This window comes from Amycolatopsis sp. NBC_00345 (genome assembly GCF_036116635.1).
Lineage (GTDB): Bacteria > Actinomycetota > Actinomycetes > Mycobacteriales > Pseudonocardiaceae > Amycolatopsis.
This window is the reverse complement of sequence record NZ_CP107995.1, coordinates 4,713,423-4,732,152: the sequence shown is the minus strand read 5'-3', so window position 1 is coordinate 4,732,152 and position 18,730 is coordinate 4,713,423. Positions and strand designations below refer to the sequence as shown.

Annotated in this window: 17 protein-coding genes; 10 read left to right on the top strand and 7 right to left on the bottom strand. The window is 72.1% G+C overall.

Annotated elements, in window-relative coordinates:
• Window positions 1–216: 216 nt before the first annotated feature.
• Window positions 217–723, bottom strand: a complete 507-nt coding sequence (locus OG943_RS20865) for a toxin-antitoxin system HicB family antitoxin (RefSeq protein ID WP_328611461.1) — start codon at window positions 721–723, stop codon at window positions 217–219.
• Between the two features lie 129 nt (window positions 724–852).
• On the opposite strand from OG943_RS20865, the gene thyX reads away from it, so the two are divergent.
• The 7 genes from thyX to OG943_RS20830 all read left to right on the top strand — a co-directional run bounded on the left by thyX (window position 853) and on the right by OG943_RS20830 (window position 8,881).
• Entirely contained in the window at window positions 853–1,605 is a 753-nt protein-coding gene (gene thyX, locus OG943_RS20860) for an FAD-dependent thymidylate synthase (protein ID WP_328611460.1), read from the top strand.
• Window positions 1,605–2,003: an ACT domain-containing protein gene (locus OG943_RS20855; protein WP_328611459.1), complete on the top strand. Its 399-nt coding sequence runs from the start codon at window positions 1,605–1,607 to the stop codon at window positions 2,001–2,003. The genes thyX and OG943_RS20855 overlap by 1 nt, the downstream gene beginning before the upstream one ends.
• Before the next feature lie 349 nt (window positions 2,004–2,352).
• The gene (locus OG943_RS20850; protein ID WP_328611458.1) at window positions 2,353–3,594 is read left to right on the top strand and encodes an Nramp family divalent metal transporter; all 1,242 of its coding nucleotides are present in this window, start codon (window positions 2,353–2,355) and stop codon (window positions 3,592–3,594) included.
• 86 nt (window positions 3,595–3,680) lie between these two features.
• A complete protein-coding gene (locus tag OG943_RS20845) occupies window positions 3,681–5,177 on the top strand; it encodes a protein kinase domain-containing protein (RefSeq protein ID WP_328611457.1) in 1,497 nt (498 codons plus the stop codon).
• 114 nt (window positions 5,178–5,291) lie between these two features.
• Window positions 5,292–6,305, top strand: a complete 1,014-nt coding sequence (gene dapA / locus OG943_RS20840; protein WP_328611456.1) for a 4-hydroxy-tetrahydrodipicolinate synthase — start codon at window positions 5,292–5,294, stop codon at window positions 6,303–6,305.
• The gene (locus OG943_RS20835; RefSeq protein ID WP_328611455.1) at window positions 6,302–7,999 is read left to right on the top strand and encodes a ribonuclease J; all 1,698 of its coding nucleotides are present in this window, start codon (window positions 6,302–6,304) and stop codon (window positions 7,997–7,999) included. The genes dapA and OG943_RS20835 overlap by 4 nt, the downstream gene beginning before the upstream one ends.
• 522 nt (window positions 8,000–8,521) lie before the next feature.
• On the top strand, window positions 8,522–8,881 hold the full coding sequence (locus tag OG943_RS20830) for a hypothetical protein (RefSeq protein WP_328612118.1): 360 nt from the start codon (window positions 8,522–8,524) through the stop codon (window positions 8,879–8,881).
• Between the two features lie 323 nt (window positions 8,882–9,204).
• Here OG943_RS20830 and OG943_RS20825 read toward each other — a convergent pair whose 3' ends face one another.
• The 4 genes from OG943_RS20825 to OG943_RS20810 all read right to left on the bottom strand — a co-directional run bounded on the left by OG943_RS20825 (window position 9,205) and on the right by OG943_RS20810 (window position 12,512).
• Complete coding sequence (locus OG943_RS20825; protein ID WP_328611454.1) at window positions 9,205–10,152, bottom strand: EamA family transporter; 948 nt, start codon at window positions 10,150–10,152, stop codon at window positions 9,205–9,207.
• A 41-nt stretch (window positions 10,153–10,193) separates the two neighbouring features.
• Window positions 10,194–10,808 (bottom strand): NAD(P)H:quinone oxidoreductase, encoded by a 615-nt coding sequence (gene wrbA, locus OG943_RS20820; protein WP_328611453.1) that lies wholly within the window; start codon window positions 10,806–10,808, stop codon window positions 10,194–10,196.
• Window positions 10,809–10,864: 56 nt separating this feature from the next.
• Window positions 10,865–11,686 (bottom strand): lysophospholipid acyltransferase family protein, encoded by an 822-nt coding sequence (locus OG943_RS20815; protein WP_328611452.1) that lies wholly within the window; start codon window positions 11,684–11,686, stop codon window positions 10,865–10,867.
• 565 nt (window positions 11,687–12,251) lie between these two features.
• Window positions 12,252–12,512, bottom strand: a complete 261-nt coding sequence (locus OG943_RS20810) for a hypothetical protein (protein ID WP_328611451.1) — start codon at window positions 12,510–12,512, stop codon at window positions 12,252–12,254.
• Between OG943_RS20810 and OG943_RS20805 the strand changes: the two genes are divergently transcribed.
• Complete coding sequence (locus tag OG943_RS20805; protein ID WP_328611450.1) at window positions 12,502–14,859, top strand: DNA translocase FtsK; 2,358 nt, start codon at window positions 12,502–12,504, stop codon at window positions 14,857–14,859. The two genes, OG943_RS20810 and OG943_RS20805, sit on opposite strands and share 11 nt — an antisense overlap.
• A gap of 43 nt (window positions 14,860–14,902) precedes the next feature.
• Window positions 14,903–15,343, top strand: a complete 441-nt coding sequence (locus OG943_RS20800; protein ID WP_328611449.1) for a hypothetical protein — start codon at window positions 14,903–14,905, stop codon at window positions 15,341–15,343.
• 7 nt (window positions 15,344–15,350) lie between these two features.
• Here the strand turns inward: OG943_RS20800 and OG943_RS20795 are convergent, their stop codons facing one another.
• Both OG943_RS20795 and OG943_RS20790 read right to left on the bottom strand, forming a co-directional pair.
• Entirely contained in the window at window positions 15,351–15,977 is a 627-nt protein-coding gene (locus OG943_RS20795; RefSeq protein WP_328611448.1) for a nitroreductase family protein, read from the bottom strand.
• A 1-nt stretch (window position 15,978) separates the two neighbouring features.
• Complete coding sequence (locus OG943_RS20790; RefSeq protein WP_328612117.1) at window positions 15,979–16,503, bottom strand: amino-acid N-acetyltransferase; 525 nt, start codon at window positions 16,501–16,503, stop codon at window positions 15,979–15,981.
• A gap of 169 nt (window positions 16,504–16,672) precedes the next feature.
• Here OG943_RS20790 and OG943_RS20785 point away from each other — a divergent pair, with 169 nt between their 5' ends.
• Window positions 16,673–18,718 carry an acyltransferase family protein gene (locus tag OG943_RS20785; RefSeq protein ID WP_328611447.1) on the top strand — a complete coding sequence of 682 codons (2,046 nt, stop codon included), beginning with the start codon at window positions 16,673–16,675 and terminating at the stop codon, window positions 18,716–18,718.
• Window positions 18,719–18,730 lie beyond the last annotated feature (12 nt).

Genomic DNA, 18,730 nt, shown 5'->3' with positions numbered 1-18,730 from the left:
TGCCAGTCTCAGCGCCGGACGCCGTGTCGGCTCCGGCAGCGGTCCCCGTGTCAGTTCCAGCGGCAGATCCCGTGTCGGTTCCGGCAGCGGCCGTGGTGTCAGTTCCAGCAGCGGCCTCCGCGCCGGCTCCGGCGGCGGATCCCGGGTCGGACCCGGCGGCGGGAGCTGTGCCCGCCGAGGTGGTGTCCTCGTTCTCGTCGCTCATGAATTCCCCTCCTAGCCCTCGACCCAGCCGTGCAGCTTGGTCTCGGTGCGGCTGCCCTGGCGCCACTGCCCGTGGCGCTGGTGGTGCTGCTGTCCCTGGCCGAGCGCCCCCTGCACGGCCTGCGCGACGAACGTGTTCAGCGACACGCCCTGCGAGGCCGCGGCCTGCTCGGCCTGGCCCTTGATCTGCTCGACGAGCCGCAGCGTGATGCGCGTGATGTCACCGCCGTCGATGGGTGGCGGCGTCTGCGGGCGCTCCGGCCGCGGCGTCTCCTCGGCGCCGCCGGTGACGACCACGCGGACGTCGCGGCCGTCGAGCCGGACGTCCACCACCTGGCCGGGCAGGGCTGCGGTCACCTCCGCGGCCAGGTCGGCCAGCGCGTTCATCAGCGTCAGCCGGACCGCGGGTTCGAGTGCGGCAGAGAGCAGGGCGGCCGCTCGCCGGGTCTGCTCGTCCCCGGCGGAGGCCGTGTTCGCGAGGTCCTCGCGAAGGTTCGCGATGTACGGCGTCAGGTCCATGACATCACTATGACGTCATCGGTGGCGTCAGTCAAGAAATCCGTGACACCACGCGGTGTCATCCCGGGGCTGTCGGGGGTCCCGGTTACGCTGCCGGTCGGAGTCGCAGAGGAGTAGGGAGTTGCTGACGTGGCCGAGACCGTGTCGCCGAGGGTTCAGCTGATCGCGAAGACGGAGTTCTTCCCGCCGGAGGACGTGCCGTGGTCGACCGACGCCGACGGCGGCCAGGCGCTGGCCGAGTTCGCCGGGCGTGCGTGTTACCAGTCGTGGAAGAAGCCGAACCCGAAGACGGCGACCAACGCCGGCTACATCGACCACATCATCGAGGTGGGCCATCTTTCGGTGCTGGAGCACGGTTCGGTGAGCTTCTACATCACCGGCATCTCGCGCTCGCTCACCCACGAGCTGATCCGGCACCGGCACTTCTCGTACTCGCAGCTTTCGCAGCGGTACGTGCCGGAGAAGAACGCCGCGTTCGTGGAGCCGGACGTGATCGCGAACGACCCGGAGCTGCACGAGAAGTTCCTCAAGGCCGCGCAGGCGAGTGTCGACGCCTACAGCGAGCTGCTGGCCGGCCTGGAGGACAAGTTCTCCGACGCGCCGAGCGCCACGCTGCGCCGCAAGCAGGCCCGGCAGGCCGCTCGCGCGGTGCTGCCGAACGCCACCGAGACGCGCATCGTCGTCAGCGGCAACTACCGCGCCTGGCGCCACTTCGTCGCCATGCGCGCGACCGAGCACGCCGACGTCGAGATCCGCGCGCTGGCCATCGACTGCCTGCGCGAGCTGCAGAAGGCCGCGGCCAACGTGTTCGCCGACTTCACCATCTCCACGCTGCCCGACGGCACCGAGGTCGCGTCCAGCCCGAAGGTCCTCGAAGGCTGATGAAGCGCCTCGCGATCGATGTCCGGCCGGGGGACTACTCGGTGGTGCGGCTGCCTGCCGACGCGCCGGTGCCGGCGGAGCTGCTGGTGCCCGGCGAGCCGGCCCTCGTCTCGGTCACCCGCACGTCGGAGGAGCTTTCGGTGATCTGCCCGACCGGCCGGGAGCCCGCGGGCGGGGTGGTCGAGCACGGCTGGCGGCTGCTGAGCGTCCGCGGCCCGCTGGAGTTCACGCTCACCGGCGTGATCTCGGCGCTGGCCTCGGAACTGGCCGCGGCCGGCGTCGCCCTGTTCTCACTGTCCACTTTCGACACCGATCACATCCTCGTGCGTGCGGCTGAGCTCGAACTCGCCGTGAAAGCGTTCCGCGACAGCGGTCACGAGGTCGCGCTGCCCGCTTGAGCATCCGCCGGATCCGTCAAGGCCTCCTTACCCGCGTGGCACGCGGGTAAGGAGGCCTTGACTGCGTTCGGGATGCGAGCCGGTGCTCGGGGCCGCAGCGGGTGCTGGTGACGTCCCTGAAGGCCACCTTCAGGGACGTAGATGCCCTCATGGTGGCCTTCAGGGCATCGCCGACTTGGTCAAGGAGGCCTTGCCGACGCCGCCCACGCGGGTAAGGGGGGCCTTCGCCGCGTCGTGGCGCGGGGGAGCGGCGCGGGGAGCGCAGTGGCCGACGACACCCTTGCTTCGAAAAGTTCGGCACGCCTAAACTTCAACTTAGGAAGCCCGACAGCCGGCGAGGGGTGACGTGATGGCGGTGGCGGAAGCAACGAGGCCGCGGCGGCTGGCCCGGTTGCGGGCGGGCTCGGCGCTGCTGGGCCCCGCGTTCGTCGCGTCCATCGCCTACGTCGACCCCGGCAACGTCGCGTCCAACATCAGCGCGGGCGCCCGCTTCGGCTACCTGCTGGTGTGGGTGATCGTCGCGGCGAACCTGATGGCCGTGCTGGTCCAGTACCTCTCGGCGAAGCTCGGCCTGGTCACCGGCCGCACGCTGCCCGAGGCGCTGCGGGAGCGGCTGCCACGCTCGGCTCGGCTGGCCTACTGGGCGCAGGCCGAGGTGGTCGCCGTCGCCACCGACCTCGCCGAGGTGGTCGGCGGCGCGATCGCGCTGAACCTGCTGTTCGACCTGCCGCTGGTCGTCGGCGGGCTGATCACGGGCGCGGTGTCGCTGGCCCTCCTGGCGGTCCAGGACCGGGGCGGCCAGCGGACCTTCGAACGGGTCGTCACCGGGCTGCTCGCGGTGATCGCCATCGGGTTCCTGGCCAGCCTGTTCGTGGAGCCGCCGTCGGCGTCCGGCGTCGTGAGCGGCCTGCTGCCGCGCTTCGACGGGTCCGGCAGCGTCCTGATCGCCGCCGCGATGCTCGGCGCCACCGTGATGCCGCACGCCGTCTACCTGCACTCCGGCCTGGTCCGCGACCGGCACGGGGCGGCCGGGCCCGAGCAGCGGCACCGGCTGCTGCGCGCGACCCGCGTCGACGTCGGGCTGGCGATGCTGCTGGCCGGTGCGGTCAACCTCGGCATGCTGCTGCTCGCCGCGACGAACCTGCAGGGCCAGACCGGCGTCGACTCGATCGAGGGCGCGCACGGCGCCGTCGCCACGGCGCTGGGCCCCGGCATCGCGCTGCTGTTCGCGATCGGGCTGCTCGCCTCGGGGCTCGCGTCCACTTCGGTCGGTGCCTACGCCGGCGCGATGATCATGCAAGGCTTGCTGCGCAAGCGATTCCCGATCCTGCTGCGCCGGCTCGTCACGCTCGCCCCGGCGATCCTCGTGCTCGGGCTGGGCGCCGACCCGAGCGCCGCGCTGGTCGTCTCGCAGGTGGTCCTGTCGTTCGGCATCCCGTTCGCGCTCGTGCCGCTGATCCGGCTGACCTCGGACCCCGCGCTGATGGGCGCGGAGGTGAACCGGCGCCCGACCACGGCGCTGGCCTGGCTGGTCGCGGCGGTGATCATCGTGCTGAACGTGGTGCTGATCTACCTGACGTTCACCGGCTGAAACCGGGCGAACACGGCGGAACCGGGAACGCGATCGGAGGGTCGGACTACCATCCGCGCGAACCCGGATCGAGGAGCACCGCCGAAGTGACCGACGAACAGACCCGCCCGCACGACCCGACCGGCCCGGCTCCCGGAGCGCGGGTGGTCGCCGGCCGTTACCTGCTGCTCGGCGAACTCGGCCGCGGCGGCATGGGCGTGGTGTGGCGGGCCCAGGACCAGGTGATCGGCCGGCAGGTCGCGATCAAGGAGCTGCGGCTGCCCGACAGCGAGGGCTCGGCCGTGTTCTCCGAGCGCGTGCTGCGCGAGGTGCGCGCCGGTGGCCGGCTCAACGACCCGGCCGTGGTCACGGTGTTCGACGTGGTCACCGACGGCGGCACCACGTGGATCGTGATGGAGCTGGTGGAGGCCCCGACGCTGGCCGACCTGGTGCGGAGCCAGGGCCCGATGCCCGCCGCGCAGGCCGCGGCGATCGGGGACCGCGTGCTCGCGGCGCTGCAGGCCGCGCACGCCGCCGGGATCGTGCACCGCGACGTCAAGCCCGCGAACATCATGGTCGCGCCGGACGGCCGGGTGAAGCTCACCGACTTCGGCATCGCGCACGCCATCGACGATCCGCGGCTCACCACCAGCGGGGTGATCGTGGGCTCGCCCGCGTTCATGGCGCCCGAGCGCGTGGAGGGCCGCGAGGCCATGCCGGAGTCGGACCTGTGGTCGCTCGGCGCGACGCTGTTCTTCGCCGTGGAAGGCATCGTCGCGTTCGAACGGCCGACCACGGCCGCGACCCTGCACGCGATCATGACCGAGGTCCCGTACCTCACCCGCGGCCGCGGCGCGCTCGCCGCGGCGGTGCTCGGCCTGCTCGTGGCGAAGCCCGAGGCCCGGCTGACCGCCCCGCAGGCCCGCGCGCTGCTGGCCACCGCCGCCGGCCAGCCGCCGACGCCGGTGCCCGGCAGCGTGACGATGCCGCACCCGGCCGCCCAGCCGATGACCCGCGTGGCGTCGCAGCCGCCGAAGCGCGGCCGCCGCGGCTGGTGGCCGGCGGGCGCGGCGGTCCTCGTCGTCGCCGCGCTGGCCGGCGGCTTCTTCCTCGGCAAGCCGGTGTGGTCGCCGAAGACCGACCCGCAGATGCTGCCCACCGTCACCTACGGTCCGGACGGCTACCTCAAGACCGCGCTGCGGAACTACGACCCCTGCTACAACGCCGTGGTCCAGCAGGGAATCGTGATCGGCGACGACAACAACGTCGAGTGCAAGAAGAGCCACACGCTCGAGGTCTACGACAGCGCCGAGGCCCTGCCCGTCGAGAACTACAGCGACGACGACGCCCAGGTCGCCGCGTACCCCGGGCTCGAGGCGATCAGCCGGGCCGCCGAGGCGCGCTGCGCGACGTCGTTCACCTCGTCGGTGGTGCCCGCGCAGCAGCGCGCCGGGCTCACCTACCGGGCGCTCGTGCCGACCGAGCGCGAGTGGAACCTGATCCCGGAGAAGACGAGCGACAGCCCGAGCCGCGAGTTCTACTGCGTGCTCGCCCGGACCGGCAACGGGCAGATCCCGGCGCAGATCACCACCAAGGTCAAGTAGCGCCACGCGAAGAGTTCCGGCGCCTGCGCGCCGGGGGAGGAAAATCTCCGCAGTTCCCGGAGCCGCACCAGGTCGGGAGGGGGTTGGCTGATTTGAGGAGGTACCGTCATCACCATGTCCACCCCACCTACCGCAGCGCCAGGACGGCCGTTCGGGCGTGTGCTCACCGCGATGGCCACCCCCTTCGACAGTGACGGGGCGCTGGACGTCAAGCGGGCCCAGGAGCTCGCCGAGCACCTCGTGGAGCTGGGTAACGACGGCCTGGTCCTGAACGGCACCACCGGCGAGAGCCCCACCACGAGCGACACGGAGAAGGCCACCCTGATCCGCGCCGTCGTCGAAGCGGTCGGCGACCGGGCCACCGTGGTGGCGGGCGCCGGCACGAACAACACCGCGCACAGCGTCGAGCAGGCCCGCGCCGCCGCCGAGGCGGGCGCCCACGGCCTGCTCGTGGTCACGCCGTACTACTCGCGGCCCAGCCAGGCCGGGCTGTTCGCGCACTTCACCGCGGTCGCGGACGCCACCGAGCTGCCCGTCATGCTCTACGACATCCCGCCGCGCTCGATCGTGCCGATCGAGGTCGACACGCTGCTGCGGCTGGCCGAGAACCCGCGGATCGTCGCGGTCAAGGACGCCAAGGGCGACCTGATCGCCGGGTCCGAGGTGATCGCCAGCACCCAGCTCGCCTACTACTCCGGCGACGACGGGCTGAACCTGCCGTGGATCTCCGTCGGCGGCGCGGGTGTGGTCAGCGTCATCGGGCACGTGGTGGCCGGCCGGATCCGCGCGATGATCGACGCCTACGAGAACGGCGACAACTCCACCGCGCGCACCAACCACCGCGGCATGCTGCCCGTGCTGCGGGCGTTTTCCCGGGTCGGCGGGGTCGCCTTCGCCAAGGCCGCGCTGCGGTTGCGCGGCTTCGGCATCGGCGACCCGCGGCTGCCGATCGTGCCCGCCACCGACGAGCAGCTGCAGCTGATCGCGGCCGATCTTGCCCAGGGCGGCGTGCCGCTGGGGGACACGGCGGCCTCGGACTGGCATGGTGCACGGGTGGCACAAGCGGATTCCCAGGCGGCCTACGTGGCCCCCACCTCACACACCAGCGTTGGGACCCTGCCCCGGTGAGCTCACTTCCCCCCGGCCCCGGCCCCACGAACCTCCCGCCCAAACTGCCGGAAGGCGCCCTGCGCGTAGTCGCGCTCGGCGGCATCGGCGAAGTCGGGCGCAACATGACCGTCTTCGAATACGACGGCAGACTGCTGATCGTCGACTGCGGTGTCCTCTTCCCCGAGGACACCCAGCCGGGCGTCGACCTGATCCTGCCGGACTTCCGGGCGATCGAGGACCGGCTCGAGGACGTCGACGGCCTGGTGCTCACGCACGGGCACGAAGACCACATCGGCGCCGTCCCGTTCCTGCTCCGGCTGCGCCCGGACCTGCCGATCTACGGTTCGCGCTTCACCAACGCGCTGCTCGCGGCCAAGGCCAAGGAGCACCGCCAGCGGCCGAAGCTGACCGAGGTGCGCGAGGGCGAGCGGCGCAAGGTCGGCGCGTTCGACCTCGAGTTCTTCGCCGTCAACCACTCCATCCCGGACGCGCTGGCGGTCGCCATCCGCACCCCGGCGGGCGTGGTCCTGCACACCGGCGACATCAAGCTCGACCAGCTGCCGCTCGACGGCAGGCTGACCGACCTGGCCGGCTTCTCCCGGCTCGGCGACGAGGGCGTGGACCTGTTCTGCGTCGACTCGACCAACGCCGAGGTGCCCGGGTTCGTCACGCCGGAGCGCGACATCGGCCCGGTGCTCGACGACGTGATCCGCCGCGTGGACCAGCGCGTGATCGTCGCCTGCTTCGCCAGCCACGTGCACCGCGTGCAGCAGGTGCTCGCGGCCGCGGTGCGGCACGGCCGGCGCGTCGCGTTCGTGGGCCGCTCGATGGTCCGGAACATGGGCATCGCGGCCGACCTCGGCCTGCTGGAGGTGCCGGACGGCCTGCTCGTGGACCTCGACCAGGCGAGCGCGCTGCCGGAGAGCAAGGTCCTGTTCGTCTCGACCGGGTCGCAGGGCGAGCCGCTCTCGGCGCTCTCGCGCATGGCGCGCGGCGAGCACCGGCAGATCTCGATCCGCTCCGGCGACACCGTGGTGCTGGCCAGCTCGATGATCCCGGGCAACGAGACCGCGGTGTTCGGCGTGGTCAACGGCCTGACCCGGCTCGGCGCGAACGTCGTGCACCAGGGCAACGCCAAGGTGCACGTCTCCGGGCACGCGTCCGCGGGCGAGCTGCTCTACCTGTACAACGCGGTGCGCCCGAGCAACGTGATGCCGGTGCACGGCGAGTGGAAGCACCTGCGCGCCAACGGCGAGCTGGCCATCCGCACCGGCGTGGCGCCGGAGAACGTGGTGATCGCCGAGGACGGCGTGGTCGTGGACCTGGTCGACGGCAAGGCCTCGCGCACCGGCCGCGTCGAGGTCGGGCACGTGTACGTGGACGGCCTCTCGGTCGGCGACGTCGGCGAGTCGACCCTGTCCGACCGGCTGGTGCTGGGCGAGGGCGGCTTCATCTCGATCAGCGTCGCCGTCGACTCCAACACCGGCCGCGCGGTCAGCAGCCCGACGGTGTCCGGCCGCGGCTTCTCCGACGACCCGAAGGCGCTCGACTCGGTCGTGCCGCTGGTGGAGATGGAGCTGGCGCGCACGGAGGCCGAGGGCATCACCGACACCCACCGCATCGCGCAGGCGGTGCGCCGGGTGGTGGGCCGCTGGGTCGCCGACACCTACCGCCGCCGCCCGATGATCGTGCCCACGGTCATCCCGGTCTGATGCTCTGATCTGGACCGGCACTGCCGGAACGCCGCCGATCCCTTGTGGACGGCGGCGTTCCGCGTTTCACCGCCGGTGTGCTGCCGGCCGCCTGTCAGGCCAAAGTCGCGTGGTGCGCGTAATCGCCTCCCCGCTGCTGCAGGCGCCGTTCCGGGGGTTCCTGGCCGCTCGTACCGTCTCCCTGCTCGGCACCTCGATGTCGTGTCGCGCTGGCGCTCGGCCTCCTCGACGCCACCGGCCGGGCCACCGACCTCGGTGTCGTGCTGGCCGCCGGGATCGGGCCGCAGCTGGTCCTCCTGCTGATCGGCGGGGCCGTGGCCGACCGGTTACCCCGCAAGAACCTGCTGGTGTCCGCCAACCTCGGCGCCGGGCTCACGCAGGCGGGCGTCGCGGCGATCCTGCTGACCGGCACGTTCGACCTGCTGCCGGTCTCCGCGCTCGCGCTCGTGAACGGCGCGCTGGAAGCGTTCGCCTCGCCCGCGTTGCGCGGGATCGTCCCCGAGCTGGTCGCTCCGGCGGAACCTGCAGCGGGCCAATTCCGCGCTGTCGCTGAGCCGCAACGCCGTCCGGATCGCGGGCCCCGCACTGGCCGGGCTCATCGCGGCGGCCGCGAACGGCGCTTGGGCCGTCGCGGCGGACGCGCTGAGTTTCCTGATCGCCGCCGCGTTCCTGTCCCGGCTGCCGCGGTCCGCCCGGGTGAGCGGCGCGCGGGGCAGCCTGCGGCCGGACCTCCGGACCGGCTGGCGGGAGTTCCGGTCGACGCGGTGGGTGTGGACCATGGCGCTGTCCTACTTCGTGATCAACCTCGCGAACGTCGGGCCTTGGCAGGTGCTCGGTCCCGCTCTCACCGCGGGCCGCAGCGGCGGCGCGGCCTGGGGCTGAGCGTGCGCGCGGTCGGTCTCGTGTCCCACGTGACTCCCGCGAGCGCGAACCCCATCGCGCCGACGAACAGTGGCTTGCGCATCACGAGGCGGTACATGACCAGGCCCATCACCACTCCTCCTACGACGACCTGCTGTCGTTCGGCTCCATTCCGCTCGGACTCCTGCTGGTCGGGCCGGCCGCGGCCGAATGGGGCGCGCGCTCGGTCGTGCTGGTCGGCGGAATCGCTTTTGTGGTCGCGGCCCTGGCGCCGCTGCTGCTCCGGCGGGTCCGCGATCTTCCTGCGGAGAAAAGGGAAACGCCCGCTGACCCACCTCGCGAATTCACGTGACGGCCTTCGAATTGGCCTGCACCAATGAAGCCCCGCCGAGCAGGATCACCGCGCCCAGGGCCTGGGGCCAGGTCAGGGCCTCGCCCAGCAGCGCCCACGCGAGGACCGTCGCGAGCACCGGTTCGGCCAGGCCGAGGACGCTCGCCACCGAGGCGGGCAGGTGGCGCAGCGCCGAGATGCTCAGCAGGTACGGGAAGACCGTCGAGAGCAGGACCACGCCGATCACCAGCAGCCAGAGCGGCGGCGTCCACGGGCCGAACGCGACGGACCCGGCCAGCAGCGGCCACGGCACCGTCCACGGCGGCGCGACCACGCACACGACCACCGCGCCGATCACCATGCCCCAGGTCACCAGGCCCAGCGGGTCGCGGCCGGCCACCGCGCGCTCGCCGATCAGGAAGTAGCCCGCCGAGCACACGCCCGCGCCGAGGCCCGCGAGCAGGCCGACGGAGTCGAGGCTGATGCCCTCCCAGACCTGCGCGACGAGCGCCAGTCCCGCCATCGCCAGCGCGATCCCGCCCCACATCGCGCGCGGCAGCCGCGTCCGGCGCACGAACCGGACCCACAGCGCGATCAGCACCGGCGAGGTGAAGTCCAGCAGGATCGCGATGCCGACCGGGATCCGGGAGGCGGCGATGAAGTAGAACAGCTGCGTCCCGGCGACGCCGAGCAGTCCGTACGCGACCAGCATCGGCCATTCCCCGCGACGCACCTTGAGCGTCCGCGGGGCGAACACGGCCGTGCCCACGAGCAGCAGCAGGCCCGCGAAGCCGATCCGCAGCGTCGCCGCCTGTTCCGGGGTCACCCCGGCGAGCATCGTCGGCTTCCCGAGGATGCCGGACGTGCTGAACAGCAGCGCCGAGCCGAGGACCAGCACGCTGCCGCGCCCTCGGTGCGGGACGTGGGGCCGCGGCGCGACAGCGGCCAGCTCGGTGGTCACGGCGCGACCCTACGGCCGGCGCCGGAGGCGTCGAAACCGATTTATTGCTGGGCTTTGAGCCCGGTGGCGACGTGGGTGGTGATCGTCGCCAGCCGTTTGCCCTGCAGCCGCAGCGCGCCCAGCGCCAGCTCGTCCGGCGCCGCGGACTTGCGCGAGACGAACGAGCCGCCGTACGGGTTGCCGGACTCCTTCAGGTGCGGGTCGGCGTAGCCGAGCGGCAGCACGATCGCGCCCCAGTGGTAGAAGATGTTGTTCGTGGCCAGCACGGTCGCCTCCAGCCCGCCGTGCGCGGTGGACGCCGAGGTGAACGACGTCGCGACCTTGTCGGCCAGCTTTCCCTGCGCCCACAGGCCACCCGTGCTGTCCAAAAAGGACTTCAGCTGCGCGGCCGGGCCGCCGAACCGGGTCGGGCCGCCGACCGCCAGGCCTTCGGCCCACTCCAGGTCGGCCAGCGTCGCGTACTCGTGGTGCGGGCCGGAGTCCACCCACGCCTGCCAGCGCGGGTTGCTCGCGACGGCCTCCGGCGGCGCGGTCTCCCGCACCGTCCGGACCCGGACCTCGGCCCCGGTCTCCCGCGCGCCCTCGGCCAGCGCGGACGCGAGGGCGGCGGAGTTCCCGGTGGCGCTGTAGTAGACGACGAAAATGCGTGTACTCACGCTTCGCGACTCTAGGCCAGCCGCCGGTCCGGTCCCATGATCCGGAACGCGGCTGCTTACCGCGGCGGCTGCGGCTTCCACGGGCTGACGGTGTCCGTCGGCCGGGTCGGGTCGGTGAACCGCGGCCGCACGGGCTCGTCGCGGCGCAGCGGCACCAGGCCGTCGGTGATGGCCTGCATGATCTTGGCGTGCGCGCGCACCCCGGCGCCCGGCCGTTCCGGCTCGACCCCGGAGAGGTCCACGGGGTCGCCGAAGTGCACCTTGAACCGCGGCCGCCGCAGCGGCGCGCTGAGTCCCGAGCGGGCCAGCGGCACCAGGTCGGCGGGCCCGTTCACGGTCTCGGTGCCCCAGTACACGGCCTCGTGCGCGCCCCACTGGCTGATCGGGATCACCGGCACGTCCGCGCCCAGCGCGAGCCGCGCGGCGCCGGTCTTGCCCCGCTCCGGCCACAGTCCCGGGTCGTGGCTGATCCGGCCCTCGGGGTAGACGATGATCGGCTCGCGGGTCGTGCGCAGCTGCTCCACGGCTTCGGCGAACTGCCCGACCGCGGTCGCGGCCACCTGCCGGTCCACCCGCAGGTGCCCGCTGACGCGCAGCGCGGGGCCGATCAGCGGCGCGTCGAGGATGCCGCCGGCCAGCATGAACCGCGGGTTGATGCCGATCCGCTTGCACGCCGCCATCAGCACGAACGCGTCGAACACGCCGATGTGGTTGGCCGTCATCAGCAGCGGACGGCCGCGCAGCGCGGGCGGGATCGAGCCGGAAACGGTCAGCTTGCCCACGAGGTTGACCAGGCCGCGGTCGATGTTCAGCATCGTCCGCCAGATCGCCGGGGCGCGGCGTGGAGCCGGGGATTCGTCGTGATGCAGCGCCAGCATGCGCAGAGTTTGGCATGGCGGCGGATACCCCCGATGGGGTGGTTCCGGCAGACGGGGCTTGGGCGCGGGTACCCCCGGACAACCCGCTGCCCCGCTGTCCGGCCGCTGTGACCGTCAGGCGCGCGGGGCTTGGGCGGGATCCACGAGCGTGGCCTCTTCGATCGTCTCGAACCGGCCGTCCGGCGCGAACCGGCCGAACATGGCGAATGCCGGCGAGATTCCGCGCCACTTCGGGCCACTCGGCCCCGACGCCGCCGGTCCGCTGCCGGTAGGCGGGGACGAAGTGCCGGGCCATCACCTCTTCCACCGGGGGTTTCCCGCTCGTTCAGCAGCTACTCCAGCACGGTCGCCATGCTCTTCATCGATCTCCTCAGTCGGTCCGGTACAGCACTACTCCACCGAGTTCGCCTTCGCCGCCGCGTTCAGCCGCGAGCACGGCGTCGCCCCCGGTCGGTTCCGCGATCACCCGGACCCGCTCCCGGGGCAGCCCCTCCCCGGTTGAACGGCCGCTCGGACCCAGATTCCGGGGCGATTGTTTCGCCTGTGCTGAGAGTGGCGCATGGGACTATCGGCGCGAGCCCGTTACCGTGGAGGGCATGGCTGGGTCGGCGACGAGAAAGCGGAGCAGTTCGGGCAGCGGCGGGAAGGCACCGGCGCGCGGTTCGCGTACCCCGGCCAAGCCGCGGTCCTCGGGTTCCGGCGCCCGTTCGGGCAGTTCGCGTGCACGCTCGTCGTCCTCGGCCCGCAAGCCCGCCTCGTCGGCGCGCCGGCCGGCGGCGCGAAAAGGGCGCTCTTCCGGCGCGTTCGGCCGGGGCGTGCGCGGCACCTGGAACCTGCTGGCCAAGGGCCTCGGCACGCTGGCCCGCACGGTCGGGCGCACCCGTGAGCTGGAGGCGGAGCACCGCCGTGACGGGCTCGCGCTGGGCCTGATCGCGCTGGCGATCATCGCCGCCGTGGGCGTGTGGTGGCGGGCCGCCGGGCCGATCGGCGCCGCCGTGGAGGTCGCGACGCGCACGGTGCTCGGCGCCGGCGCGGTGACGCTGCCCCTGGTGCTGGTCGTGGTCGCGGTCGCGCTGATGCGCTCGGAGCCGGACCCGGAGACCCGGCCGCGGATGGTCATCGGCACGCTGCTGGTGGTGCTGTCCGTGCTCGGGATGCTGCACATCTTCACCGCGCTGCCGGACACCAACGACGGCCGGATGTACGCCGGCGGCGTGATCGGCTGGTTCTCCGGCGGGCTGCTCACCCAGGGCGTCACCACCTGGGTCGCCGTGCCGCTGCTGGTCCTCGCGCTGCTGTTCGGCGTGCTGGTGTTCACCGGCACGCCGGTGCGCGAGATCCCGCACCGGCTGCGCACCTGGGGCCTGGACGAGGAGGAACTCGCCGACGTCGAGGCGGAGCGTGACGCGGCCGCCGCTGCCGAGCGCGAAGCCGACGCTGTCACCGAAGCCGACCCGAAGGCCGCGCGGCTGCGTAAGCCGTCTCGCCGTCGCCAGGGCCGCGGTGACCAGGACGGCGAGCAGCTGGACCTCGACGCCGCGTTGGCCGAGACACCCACCCCGTTGCGCCCCCCGAAGCCCAAGCCGGCCGCGCCCGCCGCCGCCGACGTGCCGGAGAAGAAGCCGAAGAAGGCCCCGGAGCCGCCGCTGGCGATGACCCGCACGGTCGAGGGCGACTACCAGCTCCCGCCGCCGGACCTGCTGAAGCTCGGCGACGTGCCGAAGTCCCGCAGCAAGGCCAACGACGCCATGATCGAGGCGATCACCGGCGTGCTGGAGCAGTTCAGCATCGACGCGCAGGTCACCGGCTTCACCCGCGGCCCGACGGTCACCCGGTACGAGGTCGAGCTGGGCCCGGGCGTCAAGGTCGAGAAGATCACCGCGCTGACCAAGAACATCGCCTACGCCGTGGCCACCGACAACGTGCGGCTGCTGGCGCCGATCCCGGGCAAGTCCGCCGTCGGCATCGAGGTGCCGAACTCCGACCGCGAGATGGTGCGCCTCGGCGACGTCCTGCGCGCGCCGACCACGGTCAAGGACAACCACCCGATGGTGATCGGGCTGGGCAAGGACATCGAGGGCCACTTCGTCACCGCGAACCTGACGAAGATGCCCCACCTGCTGGTGGCCGGCTCGACCGGCTCCGGTAAGTCCAGCTTCGTCAACTCGATGCTGGTGTCGCTGCTCGCGCGGGCGACGCCGGACGAGTGCCGGATGATCCTGATCGACCCGAAGATGGTCGAGCTGACGCCGTACGAGGGCATCCCGCACCTGATCACGCCCATCATCACCCAGCCGAAGAAGGCCGCCGCCGCGCTGGCCTGGCTGGTGGAGGAGATGGAGCAGCGGTACCAGGACATGCAGGTCAACAAGGTCCGGCACATCGACGACTACAACAAGAAGGTCCGCTCCGGCGAGATCACCGCGCCGCCGGGCAGCGAGCGCGTGTACGCGCCGTACCCGTACATCATGGCGATCGTCGACGAGCTGGCGGACCTGATGATGACCGCGCCGCGCGACGTCGAGGACGCGATCGTCCGGATCACGCAGAAGGCCCGCGCGGCCGGCATCCACCTGGTGCTGGCGACGCAGCGGCCGTCGGTCGACGTGGTCACCGGCCTGATCAAGACGAACGTGCCCTCGCGGCTGGCGTTCGCCACGTCCTCGCTCACCGACTCGCGGGTCATCCTCGACCAGCCGGGCGCGGAGAAGCTGATCGGCATGGGCGACGCGCTCTACCTGCCGATGGGCGCGGGCAAGCCGGTGCGTATCCAGGGCGCGTTCGTCGGCGACGAGGAGATCTCCGCCGTCGTCAACTACGCCAAGGAGCAGGCGCAGCCGGAGTACCAGGACGGCGTCACGGCGCAGAAGGCCGGCGAGAAGAAGGAGATCGACCCGGACATCGGCGACGACCTCGACGTGCTGCTGCAGGCCGCCGAGCTGATCGTCACCTCGCAGTTCGGCTCGACGTCGATGCTGCAGCGCAAGCTCCGCGTCGGCTTCGCGAAGGCCGGCCGTCTGATGGACCTGCTGGAAAGCCGCGGCGTCGTCGGCCCCTCGGAGGGCTCGAAGGCCCGCGACGTGCTGATCAAGCCGGAAGAACTGGAGTCCGTCCTGTTCATGATCCGCGGCGGCGACGCCCCGGCTCCGGCGGGCGAAGACGAGGAGTTCTGACCCCCGGTGCAACCCCCGGCACCGCTGCCTCCGTCTGCACACCATGGACGCCAAGAGGCTCGCTCTGACCATGGGGACGCTGGCCGTCCTCGCCGCGGGCGCGGGGAGTTCAGTGGCCCTCGCGCAGACCCACGGCGGGCCGGCCGCGCCGCCACGACCGGCGGCGGAAGGCACCGTCACGGCCGATCCCGGGCACGACGTCTCGCTCGCCACCGGGCAGGAGGCCGAGCTGAGCACCAAGGACGTCGCCGTCCGCTACACCCGGCTGGTCGAGGACTCCCGCTGCAAGCCGGGGCTGCAGTGCATCTGGCAGGGTGACGCGATCGTTGCCGTGACGCTGACGCAGCCCGGCCGCGGGGAGCACATCGACACCGAGCTGCACACCGGCCGTCGCGGGCCGCACGAGACGACGTACGCCGCCGCTCAGGTGGAGCTGGTGGGCGTGAGCTTCAGCGGTGACCGGATCACCCTGCGCGTCACCTGATCCGGGGTCAGCCGAGTGACTGGCCCCAGTGATCGAGGAACGCGACCTCGGACAGCGGCCGCCGCGCGCCCGGCTTGAAGTCCGGCACCGTGGTGTAGGCGACGGGCAGCAGCCCGACCTGCGTGTAGCCGTCCGGCACGCCGAGGATCTCCGCGGCCTCCGCCTCGTGCTGCAGGTGATACGTGGTCAGCGTCGAGCCGAGGCCGCGCGAGCGCAGGGCCAGCTGGAAGTTCCAGACCGCGGGGAAGATGCCGCCGTAGAACGCCGCGTCCACGCTGTTGTCGCCGGCCGGGCGCCCGCGCAGGCACGGCACCACGAACACCGGCACCCGCTCGATCACCTCGACCAGGTACCGCCCGGACGCCAGCGCCCTGGCCGTTGCGGGGCTGCCGTCCGCGGAAGCCGCGCGGGCGGCCAGGTAGGCCTCGCCGACCCGGCGGAACAGCGAGCCCAGCCGCTCCTTGACGCCCTGGTCGCGCACGACCAGCCAGCGCCAGTCCTGCTGGTTGCCCGGGGTCGGCGCCTGCAGCGCCAGCTCCAGGCACTCGGCGAGCACGGCGGGCTCGACCGGGCGCTCGAGGTCGAGCTTGCGCCGCACGGCGCGGGTGGTGCTGAGCAGGTGATCGGTGTCCATGTCAGAACTCCAGGAGCATGCGTGAGTTGCCGAGGGTGTTCGGCTTGACGTAGGGCAGGTCGAGGAACTCCGCGACGCCGGGGTCGAGCGAGCGGCGCATCTCCTCGTAGACCTCCTGCGACACCGGCGTCCCGTCGATCTCGACGAAGCCGTGCCCGGAGAAGAAGTCCGTTTCGAAGGTCAGCACGAACAGGCGCTTGAGGCCCAGCTCGCGGGCCTCGTCGACGAGCCGCCCGACGAGCCGGTGCCCGACGCCGCGGCCGCGGGCCGCCTTGTCCACCACCACCGTGCGCAGCTCGGCGATGTCCTCCCAGAGCACGTGGAGCGCGGCGGCGCCGAGCACGTCGTCATCGGAGTCGACGACGACCCAGAACTCCTGGATCGCCTCGTACAGCGTGACCAGCTCCTTCTCGAGCAGCACACGGCCCGCGTCGGAGTCGACCAGCGCTTTGATCTTGCGGACGTCGGCTATCCGGGCGCGGCGGACGGCCGGGCGGGCTGAGTCGGGAGGCACACGGCCCAACATATCCATTCGCGCGCCCGGCGCCGCCGACGGCTCGATCGGGGGACCCCGGATGGGTCCGCGCCCGGCCCGTCACGTATAGCTGGTGCCCTCACTCAACCGTGCCGTTACGGCATGCCACCGCACCAGCCAGTACGCGCATCGAGGCGCGGCGACCAGGGGAGGGGCACCCATGTCCGGGACCACGGCGGTGACAGCCGAACGGCCCGGGCGGTCCGCACCGCCGGTCGCGCAGCCGAGGTTCCGGCCCGAGCTGCAGGGCGTCCGCGCGCTCGCCTCGCTGCTGGTGGTGGTCTACCACGTCTGGCTGGACCGGATCTCCGGCGGCGTCGACGTCTTCTTCCTGGTCTCCGGCTTCCTGATCACCGGGCAGCTCTACCGCGCGTCGCTGCGGGGGCGGGTCGAGCTGCGGCCGATGTGGGGCCGGATGATCAAACGGCTCTTCCCGGCCGCGATGACCGTGCTGCTCACCGTGACCGTGGCCTCGGCGCTGCTGCTGCCCGAGGACCGCTGGTTCCAGACCATCCGCGAGGTCTTCGCCTCCGCGCTGTTCTACGAGAACTGGCAGCTCGCCGCCGACTCGGTCGACTACTTCGCCCAGCACAACAGCGCGAGCGTCGTCCAGCACTTCTGGTCGCTGTCCATCCAGGGCCAGTTCTACCTGCTGTGGCCGGTGGTCTTCGTCGCGCTCGGCCTCGCCGTGCGCCGCTTCGGCTGGCCGCTGCGCCGCACCGTGAACGTCATGCTGGTGACGCTGTTCGCCGCTTCGCTGGCGTACTCGGTCCACCTCACCGCGGCCGACCAGCCGCTGGCCTACTTCCACGGCCTCACCCGCGTCTGGGAGTTCGCGCTCGGCGGCCTGATGGCGATGTTCCTCGACGCCGTCACGCTGCCGCGCCGGCTGCGCATCGTGCTCGGCTGGGCCGGCGTCGCCGGGCTCGTGCTGTGCGGCATCGTGCTGCGCGTCGACACCGTCTTCCCGGGCTTCATCGCGCTGTGGCCGACGCTGTCGGCGGGCCTGGTGCTGGTGGCCGGCCAGACCGGCAGCGGCTTCGGCGCCGACCGCTGGCTGAGCTCCAAACCGTTGGGCTACTTGGGAAACATCAGCTTTTCGCTCTACCTGTGGCACTGGCCGGTGCTGGTGTTCTACCTGATCGTGCGCGGCCGCGACGCCGTCGGCCCGCTCGGCGGCGCGGTGGTGCTCGGGGTGTCGTTCGGGCTCTCGATCCTGACCTACCACTTCGTCGAGAACCCGATCCGGCTGTCGAAGATCGGCTCCGTGAAGCGCTGGGGCGCCTACCGGTTCGGCCTCCTCGCGCTGGCCCCGGTGCTGGTCGCCGCCGGCGTCTGGGGCGGGTACACCACGGCGGAGGCCAACTACTCCATCGCGCTCGGCGACGCCGACCACCCCGGCGCCGTCGCGCACAGCCCGGGCTTCGTCTACCGCGGCTCGCCGTCGCCGTCGGTCGTGCCGCCCACGCTGAAGCTGCCCGAGGACTGGGCCGGCATCCCCGAGGACCAGTGCACGACGTCACCGCGCGACGACGAGCTGAAAGTCTGCACGCAGGACCCGGCCGGACGGCCCGCCAAGCGGGTGGTGCTGGTCGGCGACTCGCACATGCAGCAGTACCTCGCCGCGTTCCTGCCGCTGGTCCAGAGCAAGGGCTGGCAGGTCACCTCGATGCTCAAGGGCGCCTGCCCGTTCTCCGCCACCGCCGACCTGATGCCGGGCGACCAGCCCTGCCTCGACTGGAACAAGGCCGCGGCCGCCGAGATCGTGGCGATGCGCCCGGACGCCGTCGTGACGCTGGGCAGCCTGAACGTGGGCGCCGGGATCACCGAGACCACTCCGCAGGGCTTCCTCGACCGGTGGTCGAGGCTGGACCGGGCCGGCATCCCCGTGGTGGCGCTGCGCGACAACCCGCGGTTCGGCTTCGACATGGCCGCCTGCGTCGCCGAGCGGACCCCGTCCGACCCGGGCTGCAGCCGCGACCGCGACGACGTGCTGCCGCCGGTCGCGCCCTACGCCACGGTGCCGAACGTTCCGGGCAACGTGTCCTTCCTGGACTTCACGGACTACTTCTGCGAAGCGGACACCTGCCCGGCCGTGGTCGGCAACGTGCTCGTCTACATGGACGACAACCACGTCACCGCGACCTTCCTGACCACGTTGTCCCCCATCATGGACAAGCAGATGAGCGCGGCCTTGAACTGGTGATCACCGCCGTCG